Genomic DNA, 13,954 nt, shown 5'->3' on the forward strand with positions numbered 1-13,954 from the left:
ATTGTTCATTGCTCGCGCGCCGTCCAGTCGATGAGGCTGTCGAGCACCGGCCGCGCCGCGCCCGCATTGGCGTGGTTGACCACGGCCACCAGCACATAGCGACGCCCACTCGCGGCATGCACATAGCCCGCCACAGCCATCACGTCGCGCAGGCTGCCGGTCTTGAGGTGGGCAGTGCCCGCCCGGCTCTGGCTGCGGCGCAGTGTGCCGTCCACACCCGTGATCGGCAGCGACGCCACCAGCTCGGGCATCACAGGTGACACCCAGGCCATCTGCAGCATGCGGGCCAGAGCCTGAGCGGTCAGGCGGGCGTCGCGGCTGAGCCCGGCGCCGTTGTCCACCTGCGGCAGGTCCGCATCGCCCATGCGAGCCTGCCACCACTGGCGCAGCACCTCGCGGGCCCCATCAAACGTGGCCACACCGTTTTTTTGCAACGCCAGGGTCAGCAACACCTGCTGTGCCATCACGTTGTTGCTGTACTTGTTCACATCGCGCACCACCTCGGCCAGCGCGGGGGACGTGACCACAAACGCGGGTTTGAGGCCCGGGGGGACCTTGCCATCGCGCACGCTGCCCGTGAGCTTGCCGCCCAGTTCGCGCCACATGCCCTCCACCGCCCGCGCCGCAAAGCCGCGCGGATCGGCCGCAGCCACCGGCCACACGCGTTCACCACACGCGGCGGGGTACACACCCTGGAACGACACCTTCGAGGGGTCCGACAGCTCTGCTCGCAGGGTGGCACGCCAGTCACCACAGTCTGCGCCCGGCGCCGCCAGCGCCACGGTGGGCTGGCGCTGCACCCCGGCCAAAGGCGGGTCGTACTGGATGCGCGCCAGACCGGCGGCAGCATCGGGCACAAAGGTCATCACCGACGACTTGTAATTCAGCAGCAGGGCGTCGGGTGAGACGTTGTAGGGCCGCAGCGGTTCGCCATCAAACCGCGCCGGGTCCTGGTCCGGCACGTCGAACGCGCTGCGGTCCAGCACGATGTCGCCCACGATGACCTGGATGCCCTGGCCCTGCAGCCGCCGCATTAGCAGCCACAGCCGCTCCATGACCAGCTTGGGGTCGCCCTGGCCCTGGATATACACATTGCCCCGCAGGCTGCCGTCCTGCACTGTGCCCTGCACATACACCGGCGTGTTCCAGACATAGGCGGGGCCCAGCTGTTCCAGCGCTGCATAGGTGGTCACCAGCTTCATCACCGACGCGGGGTTCACAGGCACCTGGGCACGGTGCGCAAGGCGCGGACTGGCCTTGCCAACCGGTTGCGCGTCCACCACCATCACCGACAGGGCCTCGCGGGGGAGCTTGGCGCGGACCAGGGCGGCCTCCACCTCGGGCGGCAGAGGGCCTGCAGCGGGAGCCGCCGTCTGCGCCCCCGCCGAGCCCACCCCGCCCGCAGCCATCAGCCACGCAGCACCCCAACCCACCACACCACGCAGCACACGGCGGCGCCAAAGAGCAGAAACAGACAACATGGCGGGGAGTCTATCGCCCACACACCTGCACCAAGCGCCGCTCTACTCCCAGCGCCAGCACGGCCTGCGGCGGGCGCCGATAATCGCCCGATGCGTTTTTCTCCCCGCACCATCGGCCTGCTGGCGGCCGTGGTCACCGTCACCATCTGGACGGGCTTCATCATCATCGCCCGCGCCTCGGCCCAGCGCACGCTCACCCCGTTCGACATTGCACTGCTGCGCATCGTGGGCGCCAGCCTGGTGCTGCTGCCCTGGGGCTGGTGGATGGTGCGGCGACGTCTGGCGGCACGGGGAGCCTCGGCACCGGCGTCCAGCCTGGCGGGCATCTCGCCCCTGCCCTTGCGCACCACGGCGCTGCTGGGCAGCTTTGGCGGGCTGCTGTACGCGCTGCTGGCCTATTCGGGGTTCTTCCATGCACCGGCCACCCATGCGGCGGTACTCATGCCGGGCAGCCTGCCGCTGTGGACGGCGCTGCTGGCCGCCTGGCTGCTGCGCGACCACATCACGCCGCTGCGCGCCGCCGGCCTGGCGCTGATCGTGGCGGGCGATCTGCTGGTGGGTGGGCGCAGCCTGCTGGCGGCGTTTTCGGGCGGCGATGTCTGGAAGGGCGACCTGCTGTTCATGCTGGCCGCGTCGTCCTGGGCCACCTACAGTGTGCTGGCGCGGCGCTACGCGGTGGACGCGGTGCAGGCCACCATTGCCGTCACGGCGTTTGCCTGCGTGGTGTACCTGCCCAGCTACTCGCTGCTGGTCTCGCTGGGTGCGGTCACCAGTCACCTGGCGCTGGCGCCGTGGAGCGAGATCGCGTTCCAGATGCTGTTCCAGGGCGGTGGCTCCGTGGTGGTCTCAGGCATTGGCTTCACGCGCATGATCCAGCACTACGGCCCCGTGCGATCGACCATGATCACGGCCCTGGTGCCTGGACTGTCGGCGATGGGGGCGGTGATTTTTCTGGACGAGCCGATGCACTGGAACCTGGTGGCTGGCCTGCTGCTGGTCACCGCCGGTATCCTCGTGGGCGTGCTGCGCAAAAGCCAGGCCCCGAAAGCCCCTGCCGCTGCCACCCCCTGAGCCCCATCGCCGAACGCGCCGCCAAAGACCACCACACCCAGCCCATGAATCTGCTCGCCTTTGACACCAGTACCGACACCCTCTCCATTGCCGTGCAGCACGGCGATGGCGTCTGGCAGCACCAAGGGCCCGGGGGGCCGCAGGCCTCGGCGGCACTGATTCCCGCCGTGCGTGCGCTGATGGCGCAAGCGGGCCTGACTTTCGACACGCTGGATGCGGTGGTGTTCGGGCGCGGCCCCGGCTCGTTCACCGGGCTGCGCACCGCCTGTGCCGTGGCCCAGGGTCTGGCCTTTGGTGCCAAGGGCGGGCAAGGTGTGCCGGTCTTGCCCGTAGACACCCTGCTGGCCGTGGCCGAGGAAGCCCGCCATCAGCACGGCTGCACCCAGGTGGTGGCGGTGCTGGATGCGCGCATGGACGAGGTCTACCACGCGCACTGCGAGTGGCTGCCCGCCGAAGCCCGCTGGCAGGCCGACGAAGACTTCGGCCTGGGGGCGCCCGAGTCGGTGCAGCCCCCAACAGGCTGGACGGTGGCTGGCAACGCCCGCGCGCCCTACGGCGACCGGTTGGCGCCTACCGCCCCGCACCTCATGGCCTTGCCTACCGCCGCAGCCCTGCTGCGCCTGGCGCCCGCGCTGATCACCGCCGGCCATGCCGTGGCCGCCAGTGACGCCCTGCCGCGCTATATCCGCGATAAAGTGGCGCAAACCACCGCCGAACGCGCCGCACTGCGTGCCGCCCAGGCAGCGGCAACGCCCTGAGAAGGGGTGAACGAATCCCTCATGAGCGCACTGCCCACCTCCTCCGCATCGCCGTCCGGCGCCAGCCCCACCCGCCCCGAGGCACGCTTCGAGGCCCTGACCCTGGCGCGGCTCGATGCCGTGCTGGCCGTGGAGCAACTCGCCTATTCGCACCCCTGGACCCGCGGCAACTTCACCGACGCCATGGCCTCGGGCTACGAGGCGCAGCTGCTGATGGCGGACGAGCATCTGCTGGGTTACTTTGTGGCCATGATGGGCGTGGATGAGGTGCACCTGCTCAACATCACCGTCACCCCCGAGTACCAGCGCCAGGGCTGGGCCCGCGTGCTGCTGGACGCCCTGGCCCTGTGGTCACGCGGGCGCGGTGCACAATGGCTGTGGCTGGAGGTGCGGGTGAGCAACCTGCGCGCCCAGCAGATCTACCAGACCCACGGATTCCGCCGCGTGGGCGACCGCAAGCGTTACTACCCTGCAGCACACGGACAGCGCGAAGACGCCGTGGTCATGAGCCTGGCTCTCTGACCCCACGCCGCACCCGACCCTGCTGAACCTCTGATGGCCTGTTTTCTTTCTGTATGAGCCTCCACCTCAATGCGCGACAGCGCGCCATGCTGCAAGAAATGGGCGTCACCGTGTGGGGCCCAGCGCCGGCCATGGATGCGCCCCAGCAGCCCCCGGCAAGCGCCCCTGCTGTCGCAGTGGCAGCACCCGTCGTGGCGCCGCCGCGCGCCCAGCCCCAGGCCCCGTCGTCCCCCACGCTTGCCGAGCGCCCCCAGGCGCCGCCGGTCCACACCACCAGCCGCAGCGCACCCCCAGCCATCGCACCTGCAGGCGCAGGCCCGGCCGCGCCCGCCCTGCGCCTGCACCCTGCGCAGGCGCTCTACCCCGCCGCCGACCCGGCGCAAACGCCCGCCGGGCTGGGCCGGGGCTGGCTCATCGTGACCGAGAGCATGACCCCTGCCGAGCCCCTTGGCGGCGACGCGGGCCGTTTGCTCGACAACATGCTGCGGGCCATGCAACTGCACCAACATCCGCGCGTGTTCGTGACTACGCTGGAGCGCTCTGCGCCCGGCACGGAAGCCAGCGCGGACATTCCGGCCACACTGGCCGACACCGTGGACCGCCTGCAGCCCGCCATGGTGTTGGTGCTGGGCCACGTGGCGGCGCGTGCGGCGCTGGGACGCACCGAGCCCCTGGGACGCCTGCGCGCAGGCCCCCATGTGCTGGCCGGGTGCCCGGCGGTGGTGACCTACGACCCCGCCTTTTTGCTGCGCTCACAGGACAACAAGGCCGCCGCCTGGGCCGACCTGTGCCGGGCGCTGGCCATGGTGCGCAGTGCCGAGGGCTGACGCCTGTTGAAAGGCTTCGGCGCCCGCGCCACGCCGCACCAGGCGCCCGCGAGGTCATCGCCCGGTGCCATAATCCGCCGCTTGCCTAATTTTTACGGAGACAGCTCCTTGGAAACCTACCCGAGTTGGTAGCTTTCAGCTCCCGGCGCATTTGACTGCTGTGGGGTTGAAAGCACCCCTACCCCCGCACCGCAGACGCCAAAAAACAAGGGAGTGAGCCCATGCTCAACATCTTTACGCTCGCCAATGGCCGGCTGTTCCAGGAAGAAATCGAGTCCCTGGAAGAGCTGACCAAGTTCCAGCCGATCTGGGTGGACCTGGAAGCCCCCACGCTCGAAGAAAAGCGCTGGATCAAGCAGCACTACGGCCTGTCCATCCCTGAGGATGCGATGGACGAGGACATCGAGGAATCCGCCCGCTTCTACGAGGAAGACAACGGCGAGCTGCACATCCGCAGCGACTTCTTGATCGATGACGACGAAGACCCGCGTTCGGTGCGCGTGGCCTTCATCCTGAACCAGCACAACACCAACTTGAAAAGCCGGGGCGTGCTGTTCTCCATCCACGATGAAGACGTGCCCGTGTTTCGCCTGCTGCGCATGCGCGCGCGCCGCGCGCCCGGACTGATCGAAGACGCCAAGGAAGTGCTGCTCAAGCTGTTCGACGCCGACGCCGAATACTCGGCCGACACGCTGGAGAACATCTACGACGAGCTGGAGGCCGTGAGCAAGCAGGTGCTGGCCGGCGACGTGACTGACACCCGCGCCGGCGAGGTGCTGGCCGCCATCGCCCGCCAGGAAGACTTGAACGGCCGCATCCGCCGCAACGTGATGGACACACGCCGCGCCGTGAGCTTCATGATGCGCTCCAAGATGCTCAACTCCGAGCAGTTCGAGGAAGCCCGCCAGATCCTGCGCGACATCGAGTCGCTGGACAACCACACGGCGTTCCTGTTCGACAAGATCAACTTCTTGATGGACGCCACGGTCGGTTTCATCAACATCAACCAGAACAAGATCATCAAGATCTTCTCGGTGGCCAGCGTGGCGCTGCTGCCGCCCACGCTGATCGCCAGCGTGTACGGCATGAACTTCAAGTTCATGCCCGAACTGGACTGGTCGCTGGGCTACCCGTATGCGCTGGGCCTGATGCTGGCCAGCGCGCTCGGGCCCATGTGGTACTTCCGCAAGCGCGGCTGGCTGAAGTAGCCCCCCTGTGGCGCTGCGCGCCTTCCCCCTGGGGGGGGACGCCTCCAGCGGCCCGGCAAAGCCGGTTCCGCCATGGCGCTGGTAGATACATAGCGCCGGTTGCAGCGCATCGTGGCGAACGGCAAACGGGGTGCAGTGGAGCCCTCTTTAGAGGGAAAATCTGCCGCAAGCGCCAGTGCAATATGCCCCAGCCGCTATCAGTTTTATAGCTTCTGCAGAAACGACAGCACCATGTGCTCGGCGTACCGGCTGGCCACGGTCTGCACGAACTGGGCGAAGTCGCCGTGGGCTTCGTCGTCGGCCCGGTCGGAGATGGTGCGCACAGCGGCAAAGGGCAGGCCGTAATCGTGACAGACCTGGGCGACGGCGGCACCTTCCATTTCCACGGCCAGCACATCGTGCCCGGCAGTGCGCAGGGCGGTGCGCAGGCGCTCAGACTCTTGGGCGGTGGAGACAAAACGGTCCCCGCTGGCCACCAAGCCCTGGTGTGCTCGGTGGGCATCCCCGTGGATGGTTTTCAAGCCCCAGAGGCTGCTTGCGCTAGTGACACATAGGTTGGCAGCTTCTGAAAGCATAGCAACCAGCACAGGGTCGCACGCGAGGCGGCTGCGTGCGTAGCCCGGCAGCTCCCACCGAGGAAACAGCGGCGAGGCATCCATGTCGTGCTGCACATAGTCTTGCGCCACCACCACATCACCCCGGTGCACCCCATCGCCGACCCCGCCCGCGACGCCCGTGAAGACGATGCGCGCCACGCCAAAATGTTCGATCAAGGCCGTGGCTGTGGTGGCAGCCGCCACCTTGCCAATGCCCGACAGCGCCAGCACCACCGGGCGGTTGTGCAGCTCGCCGCGCCAGAACGCCCGGCCTGCGTGCATCAGCCGCTGCGGATGCGCCAGGTGCTGCACCAGCGAGCTTTGTTCTTCGGGCAGCGCACTCAGAATGGCAGTGCTCATGCAGAGGTCCTTGGGGTCATGTCATCGGGTCACAGCACACCCGCGCCAGCATCGCCGCGCGGTCGCAAAAAAGGCGGCCGGAGCCGCCTGGGGATTGTGACGTGCCGGAGACTGCGTCACTTCTTGTCGCGCAGTTCGCGGCGCAAGATTTTGCCCACGGGTGTCTTGGGCAGCTCGGTGCGGAACTCGATCACCCTGGGCTGCTTGTAGCCGGTGAGTTCGTGGCGGCAGAACTCCTTGACCTGCGCTTCGGTGAGCGCCGGGTCCTTCTTCACGATGACGAGCTTGACGGCCTCGCCGGTCTTCTCATCAGGCACGCCCACCACGGCGCATTCGAGCACGCCCGGGCAGTTGGCCACCACTTCTTCGACCTCGTTGGGGTACACGTTGAAGCCGCTGACCAGCACCATGTCTTTCTTACGGTCCACGATCTTGAAGAAGCCGCGCGCATCCATCACGCCGATATCGCCCGACTTGAAGTAGCCGTCCTCGGTCATGACCTTGGCGGTTTCATCGGGACGCTGCCAGTAGCCGGCCATCACTTGCGGGCCCTTGATGGCGATCTCTCCGGGCTCGCCCAGCGTGGTGACCTCGCGGCCCTCATCGTCCAGCAGCTTCATGGAGGTGCTGGGCAGCGGCACGCCGATGGTGCCGGTGTACTCGGTGCTGGTGGTGGGGTTGCAGCTGGCCGAAGGACTGGTCTCCGACAGTCCATAGCCTTCGCAGATGGGGCAGCCTGTCTTTTCGAGCCAGAGCTTGGCCACAGCACCCTGCACCGCCATGCCACCACCCACCGAGACCTTGAGGTTCTTCCAGTTGACGGTGTTGAAGTCCGGGTGGTTGGCCAGGCCGTTGAACAGTGTGTTGACGGCCGGGAAGCTGTGGAAGGTGTGCTTGGACAGCTCCTTGAGCACCGCAGGCAGGTCGCGCGGGTTGGGGATCAGGATGGTCTTACCGCCCGTGCGCATGCTCAGCATCATGTTCACGGTGAACGCGAAGATGTGGTACAGCGGCAGCGCACAGATGCTGGTGGGCTGCTCACCCGCCGGCACCTTCTTCATCACGGGCTCGTTCCAGGCCTCGGACTGCAGCACGTTGGCGATCACGTTGCGGTGCAGCAGCACGGCGCCCTTGCTCACCCCCGTGGTACCGCCGGTGTACTGCAGCAGCGCAATGTCGTCGGGCTTGATGTCGGGCTTCTTGAGCGCGCCGCGCGTGCCCTGGGCAACGGCGTCATTGAAGCGCACTGCCCCCGGCAGGTTGTAGGCGGGCACCATCTTCTTGACGTTGCGCACCACGTAGTTGACCAGCGTGCCCTTGAGCAGGCCCAGCTGGTCACCCATGGCGCACAGCACCACGTGCTTGACGGGCGTGTGCGCAATGCACTGCTCCAGCGTGGTGGCGAAGTTCTCGATGATGACGATGGCCTTGGCGCCCGAATCCTTGAGCTGGTGCTCCAGCTCGCGCGGGGTGTACAGCGGGTTCACGTTGACCACCACAAAACCTGCACGCAGCACGGCCGCCACGGTCACCGGGTACTGGGGCACATTGGGCATCATGATGGCCACGCGGTCGCCCTTGACCAGGCCCAGGCTCTGCAGGTAGGCGGCGAACGCACTGGAGAGCGAATCGGTCTGGGCGTAGGTCACGTCCTTGCCCATGAAGCTGTAGGCCACGCGGTTGGCGTACTTCTTGAACGCCTCGTCCATCAGCGCTACGAGGGAGCTGTACTGCGTGGTGTCGATGTCTGCGGGAACACCTTGTGGGTAGGCGGCCAGCCACGGGCGGTCGGTCATTGGGATTGTCTCCTGGTAGGTTTTATGGGGGTCCGGAAAGCACACCGACGCCTTTCAGCACGGTCGTGCTTTTCTTATAAGGGAATTATGCCCCTCAGCTCTTGAGCGCGGTCAGCACCTCGTCCAGCATTTTCTTGGCATCGCCAAACAGCATGCGGTTGTTGTCCTTGTAGAACAGCGGGTTGTCCACCCCTGCATAGCCCGAGGCCATGGAGCGTTTCATCACGATCGAGGTCTTGGCCTTCCACACTTCGAGCACCGGCATGCCCGCGATAGGGCTGGTCGGATCGTCCAGCGCGCTGGGGTTCACGATGTCGTTGGCGCCAATGACCATGGCCACGTCGGCATCGGGGAAGTCCTCGTTGATCTCGTCCATCTCCATCACGATGTCGTAGGGCACCTTGGCCTCTGCCAGCAGCACGTTCATGTGGCCAGGCATGCGGCCTGCCACCGGGTGGATGGCAAAACGCACATTCACACCCTTCTCGCGCAGGGTCTTGGTGATCTCGTACACCGTGTGCTGGGCCTGGGCCACGGCCATGCCGTAACCAGGCACGATGATCACGCTCTTGGCATCGCGCAGCAGCTCGGCTGTCTCGGCGGAGCTGACGGGCACGGCCTCGCCCTGCGGCTCGGCAGCTTCGCCCTTCTTGGCGGGCGTGCCAGCGCCCGAGCCAAAGCCCCCCGCGATCACGCTGATGAAGTTGCGATTCATCGCGTTGCACATGATGTAACTCAGGATGGCGCCCGAGGAACCCACCAGAGCGCCCGTGACGATCAGCAGATCGTTGGACAACATGAAGCCCGTGGCCGCCGCCGCCCAGCCCGAGTAGCTGTTGAGCATGGACACCACCACCGGCATGTCGGCGCCACCAATGGCCATGACCATGTGGATGCCGAACAGCAGCGCGATCACCGTCATCACCATCAACGGCACCATGCCTTGCTCGACGGTCTCGGCGCGCAGAAACTCGCGGCCGAACCAGATCACGATCAGCAACGCGGCCAGGTTGAGCCAGTGGCGGCCGGGCAGCAGCAGCGGCTTGCCGCCGATCTTGCCGTTGAGCTTGCCGAAGGCGATCAACGAGCCGCTGAACGTGATCGCACCGATCAGGATGCCGACGTAGATCTCCACCTCGTGGATGATCTTTTCCGCGCCCTGCAGCTGGATGGAGGTATCGACGTAGCTGGCAAACCCCACCAAGCAGGCCGCCAGGCCCACCAGGCTGTGCATGAGCGCGACCAGCTCGGGCATCTGGGTCATCTTGACGACCTTGGCGGCATAGAGGCCGATGCCGCCGCCAATCACCAGGGCGCCGACAATCCAGGCCACCCCTGCGGGACTCACGCGCGGGCCAAACACCGTGGCCAGAACGGCCAGTGCCATGCCGACCATGCCGAACAGATTGCCCCGGCGGGAGGTTTCAGGGTTGGAGAGCCCCCCGAGGCTCAGGATGAACAAAATGGCCGCGCCCAGGTAGGCGACGGTGGCGAGACTTTGGGACATGTTGGGTGCTCCTAGTGTTCTTGTTGTTGTGGAGTTACTTGCGGAACATGGCCAGCATGCGGCGCGTGACCGCGAAGCCGCCGAACATGTTGACGGCCGTGAGCACCAGCGCAGCAAAGGCCAGCCAGAGGATGAGCCCGTCAGGCCGCCCATTCACCCCCGCATCGGGCGGTGCAATCTGCACCAGCGCGCCGATGGCGATGATGCTGGAGATGGCGTTGGTCACGCTCATCAGCGGTGTGTGCAGTGCAGGCGTGACGTTCCACACCACCATGTAGCCGATGAAGCAGGCCAGCACAAACACCGTGAAGTGCCCCAGGAAGGCCACGGGCGCATAGGCACCGATGGCCGAGAACAGCACAGCCAGCACGGCGAAGACGATGGTCAGCGTCTTCGCGGACATGGGCGCACCCGTGCCGTGGCCATGGCCCGATTTCTTTTCGACCACTGGCGCAGCGACCTTGGGCGCGGGCGCTGGCGCCTGCTTGAGCGGCGGCGCCGGCCAGGTGATCGCGCCGTCCTTGACCACAGTGAGGCCGCGGATCGCGTCGTCTTCCATGTTGACCACGGCCACGCCGTCCTTGGCCTTGCACAGCTCTTCGGTCAGGCGCAGCAAGTTGGTGGCATACAACGTGGACGACTGCTTGGCCAGGCGCGAGGCCAGGTCGGTGTAGCCCACGATGGTGACGCCGTGGCGCACCACGGCCTCGCCGGGCACGGTGAGCTCGCAGTTGCCGCCTTGCTCGGCGGCCATGTCCACGATCACGCTGCCGGGCTTCATGCTCTGCACCATCTCGGCGGTGATGAGCTTGGGCGCGGGTTTGCCGGGGATCAGCGCGGTGGTGATGATGATGTCCGCGTCCTTGGCCTGCTCGGCGTACATCTTGCGCTGCGCGGCCTGGAAGCCATCGCTCATGACCTTGGCATAGCCGCCGCCGCCCGATCCTTCTTCTTCGTAGTCCACCTTGACGAACTCGCCGCCCAGCGACTTGACCTGGTCGGCCACCTCGGCGCGCGTGTCGTTGGCGCGCACGATGGCGCCCAGGTTGGCAGCGGTGCCGATGGCGGCAAGACCCGCCACGCCAGCGCCTGCAATGAACACCTTGGCGGGCGGCACTTTGCCTGCAGCCGTGATCTGGCCGTTGAAGAAGCGGCCGAAAGCGTTGGCTGCCTCGATCACGGCACGGTAGCCGCTGACCCCGGCGGTGGAGGTGAGCGCGTCCATCTTCTGGGCGCGTGACAGTGTGCGGGGCAGGCAGTCGATGGCCAGTACCGTGGCCTTCTTGGCGGCCAGCTGCTGCATCAGATCGGGGTTCTGGGCGGGCCAGATGAAGTCGATGAGCGTCGTGCCCTCGCGCATCCGCGCCACTTCGTCGCTGCTGGGCGGGCGCACCTTGAAGACGATGTCGGATGCCGCCCACAGTGCCGCAGCGTCGCTGACGATCTCGGCGCCTGCAGCACGGTAGGCATCGTCACTGAAGTTGGCGGCATCCCCAGCCCCGGACTCGACCGTGACGGCAAAGCCCAGCTTGATCAGCTTCTCCACCACATCGGGCACGGTGGCCACGCGCTTTTCGCCAGGGAAGGTTTCCCTGGGCACGCCGATACGCTGCGGCTGCGGGACGGGGCTAGTCTGCATCAGAGGTCTCCTCAAGTTTCGTAATCGTTATGCCAGGCCGCCAGACAGGGAGGGCTTGCGCGCTAAGGCCTGGAGGTGGGTGTTGGGAAGGGGAAGGGCGGGATGGCCAGATGACCGTCCACCATACCGGTGCTCAGGCGCACGGCCTGGGCCAGGTCACGCCCCCACTGCAGTGCGGGTCGTCCGGCCACCAGGAATTCCTCGTTGTTGCGCGTGGTCGGACGCAACAGTCGCTGGTCCACCAGCGCATCGACCTTCACCCAGGCACCCGCCTCCGTGACATAGCGATAGCTCAGATAGGTGTATGGCTGGGTCAGAGTGATCTTGCTGGTGCGGAGCCACTCGACAAGGTCTGGCCGGTTCTTGTCCAGCCACTGGGAACTGCTTCCCCATCGCTTGAGCCGCAGACAGTCTGCGCGCACAGGACTGCCTGCAGCGCCATCCTCTACGGTGACGTCCTGCTGGGTGGGGCAATAACCGATGCCTTGCGGAGAACCACTCAGGTCTCCAGCGCGGTTGGTCTGCACGCGCAACACTGCCAGCCAGTCTCCCTGCGCATTCCGCAAGCCCACATCGCGGGTCTGGAGCGCAATACGCCCCCCGGAGCCTGCAATGGCTTCCTCGGAGGTGCCTAGATCCTGCCACGCTCCCGGTGGCAACACCAGGCGGCCGCGGCCCACGGGGTATTCGGATTGGGGAGGAACAGTGAGGGGCGCGCAGGCCGCCGTGAACACCGTCACAGCCAACACGGGCAAGAGAGGCAGCAGCCGCCGGAACTTTGAAATGGTCAGAGTCATAGAGAAAGGTTCATACGAATTCGCCTTCAATCATCCCACGGCACCCGAGTCCGTCCTTCGACGGCTCCTGCCATGCAACAACCAGCTCGGTGGAGCTGGCGAGAAATGTGTTGAAAGCGCCCTGGTATCGGACACTTCTTGCGGCGCTGCCGGTGGGCAAGCTGACCGCGAGCTTACATGAAGAAAATCTTGTCGCTGTCGCCTTTGTCTCCTGTAGAGGGAACTCCCCAGTCCGGGGATGCATGCAGGCAAAAAAAAAGCCTGGCAGCACAACGCAGCCAGGCTAGGCAGCGGCCCCGCAGGGCCCGGTGCCAACGATCAGTTCACCACTTGCGCCAGTGCACCCGAGGCGTACTGGGCGGCCACGGCCTGCAGGCTCAGGCCCTTGATCTTGCTGCCCTGGCCTTCGCAGCCGAACTCCAGGTAACGCTGCTTGCAGACCTGCTTGGCCGCTTCGCGGGCGGGCTTGAGCCATTCGCGGGCGTCGAACTTGTCGGGGTTCTCGAACAGGAACTTGCGCACCGCACCGGTCATGGCCAGGCGGATGTCAGTGTCGATGTTGATCTTGCGCACGCCGTGCTTGATAGCTTCCTGGATTTCTTCGACGGGCACGCCGTAGGTTTCCTTCATCTTGCCGCCGTACTGGTTGATGATGGCCAGGAGCTCGGCAGGCACCGACGAGGAACCATGCATCACCAAGTGGGTGTTGGGGATGCGCCGGTGGATTTCCTTGACACGGCTGATGGCCAGGATGTCGCCCGTGGGCTTGCGGCTGAACTTGTAGGCGCCGTGGCTGGTGCCGATGGCAATGGCCAAGGCGTCGAGTTGCGTGGCCTTCACGAACACGGCGGCTTCTTCGGGATCGGTCAGCATCTGGCTGTGGTCGAGCTTGCCGACCGCACCAATGCCGTCTTCCTCACCGGCATCCCCGGTTTCGAGGTTGCCCAGGCAGCCCAGTTCGCCTTCGACCGTTACGCCCACCTTGTGCGCCATGTCCACCACCTTGCGCGTCACCTCGACGTTGTAGTCGAAGGACGAAGGGGTCTTGCCGTCTTCCATCAGCGAGCCGTCCATCATCACCGAGCCAAAGCCCAGGTCGATGGCGCCCTGGCAGATCTTGGGCGAAGTGCCGTGGTCCTGGTGCATGACCAGCGGGATGTGGGGGAACGCCTCGACCGCAGCCTGGATCAGGTGCTTGATGAAAGGCTCGCCCGCGTACTTGCGCGCGCCAGCGCTGGCCTGCAAGATGACCGGAGCACCCACTTCGTCCGCAGCGGCCATCACGGCCTGCACCTGCTCCAGGTTGTTGACGTTGAAAGCGGGAATACCGTAGCTGTGGGCGGCGGCATGGTCGAGCAGTTCGCGCATCGAAACGAGGGGCATGGTCGTGGG

At 66.1% G+C, this 13,954-nt stretch carries 12 protein-coding genes; 5 read left to right on the plus strand and 7 right to left on the minus strand.

Annotation, left to right across the window (positions count from 1 at the left end; genetic code table 11):
- Positions 1-5: 5 nt before the first annotated feature.
- The gene (gene dacB / locus C8C99_RS13480; RefSeq protein WP_056643738.1) at positions 6-1,481 is read right to left on the minus strand and encodes a D-alanyl-D-alanine carboxypeptidase/D-alanyl-D-alanine-endopeptidase; all 1,476 of its coding nucleotides are present in this window, start codon (positions 1,479-1,481) and stop codon (positions 6-8) included.
- A gap of 90 nt (positions 1,482-1,571) precedes the next feature.
- Here dacB and C8C99_RS13485 point away from each other — a divergent pair, with 90 nt between their 5' ends.
- The 5 genes from C8C99_RS13485 (at position 1,572) to corA (ending at position 5,867) form a co-directional block, all read left to right on the plus strand.
- A complete protein-coding gene (locus tag C8C99_RS13485; protein ID WP_056643740.1) occupies positions 1,572-2,552 on the plus strand; it encodes a DMT family transporter in 981 nt (326 codons plus the stop codon).
- Positions 2,553-2,596: 44 nt separating this feature from the next.
- Positions 2,597-3,310 carry a tRNA (adenosine(37)-N6)-threonylcarbamoyltransferase complex dimerization subunit type 1 TsaB gene (tsaB, locus tag C8C99_RS13490; RefSeq protein WP_056643741.1) on the plus strand — a complete coding sequence of 238 codons (714 nt, stop codon included), beginning with the start codon at positions 2,597-2,599 and terminating at the stop codon, positions 3,308-3,310.
- A gap of 21 nt (positions 3,311-3,331) precedes the next feature.
- Positions 3,332-3,832, plus strand: coding sequence for a ribosomal protein S18-alanine N-acetyltransferase (rimI, locus tag C8C99_RS13495; protein ID WP_056644122.1), 501 nt, complete (start codon positions 3,332-3,334; stop codon positions 3,830-3,832).
- Positions 3,833-3,885: 53 nt separating this feature from the next.
- Positions 3,886-4,659, plus strand: a complete 774-nt coding sequence (locus C8C99_RS13500) for a uracil-DNA glycosylase family protein (RefSeq protein ID WP_056643743.1) — start codon at positions 3,886-3,888, stop codon at positions 4,657-4,659.
- A 221-nt stretch (positions 4,660-4,880) separates the two neighbouring features.
- On the plus strand, positions 4,881-5,867 hold the full coding sequence (corA, locus tag C8C99_RS13505; protein WP_015016148.1) for a magnesium/cobalt transporter CorA: 987 nt from the start codon (positions 4,881-4,883) through the stop codon (positions 5,865-5,867).
- Between the two features lie 203 nt (positions 5,868-6,070).
- On the opposite strand, the gene C8C99_RS13510 is transcribed toward corA, so the two are convergent.
- The 6 genes from C8C99_RS13510 to fba form a co-directional block, all read right to left on the minus strand.
- Complete coding sequence (locus tag C8C99_RS13510; RefSeq protein ID WP_056643745.1) at positions 6,071-6,823, minus strand: 5'-methylthioadenosine/adenosylhomocysteine nucleosidase; 753 nt, start codon at positions 6,821-6,823, stop codon at positions 6,071-6,073.
- Positions 6,824-6,939: 116 nt separating this feature from the next.
- Positions 6,940-8,619, minus strand: coding sequence for a long-chain-fatty-acid--CoA ligase (locus C8C99_RS13515; protein ID WP_056643747.1), 1,680 nt, complete (start codon positions 8,617-8,619; stop codon positions 6,940-6,942).
- 94 nt (positions 8,620-8,713) lie between these two features.
- Positions 8,714-10,126 carry a Re/Si-specific NAD(P)(+) transhydrogenase subunit beta gene (gene pntB / locus C8C99_RS13520; protein WP_056643748.1) on the minus strand — a complete coding sequence of 471 codons (1,413 nt, stop codon included), beginning with the start codon at positions 10,124-10,126 and terminating at the stop codon, positions 8,714-8,716.
- 34 nt (positions 10,127-10,160) lie between these two features.
- On the minus strand, positions 10,161-11,765 hold the full coding sequence (locus C8C99_RS13525; protein WP_108626004.1) for a Re/Si-specific NAD(P)(+) transhydrogenase subunit alpha: 1,605 nt from the start codon (positions 11,763-11,765) through the stop codon (positions 10,161-10,163).
- A gap of 62 nt (positions 11,766-11,827) precedes the next feature.
- Positions 11,828-12,562, minus strand: a complete 735-nt coding sequence (locus C8C99_RS13530) for a hypothetical protein (protein ID WP_108626005.1) — start codon at positions 12,560-12,562, stop codon at positions 11,828-11,830.
- Positions 12,563-12,880: 318 nt separating this feature from the next.
- On the minus strand, positions 12,881-13,945 hold the full coding sequence (gene fba / locus C8C99_RS13535) for a class II fructose-bisphosphate aldolase (RefSeq protein WP_108626006.1): 1,065 nt from the start codon (positions 13,943-13,945) through the stop codon (positions 12,881-12,883).
- Positions 13,946-13,954 lie beyond the last annotated feature (9 nt).

The sequence above is a fragment of the Acidovorax sp. 107 genome, from assembly GCF_003058055.1.
Lineage (GTDB): Bacteria > Pseudomonadota > Gammaproteobacteria > Burkholderiales > Burkholderiaceae_C > Acidovorax.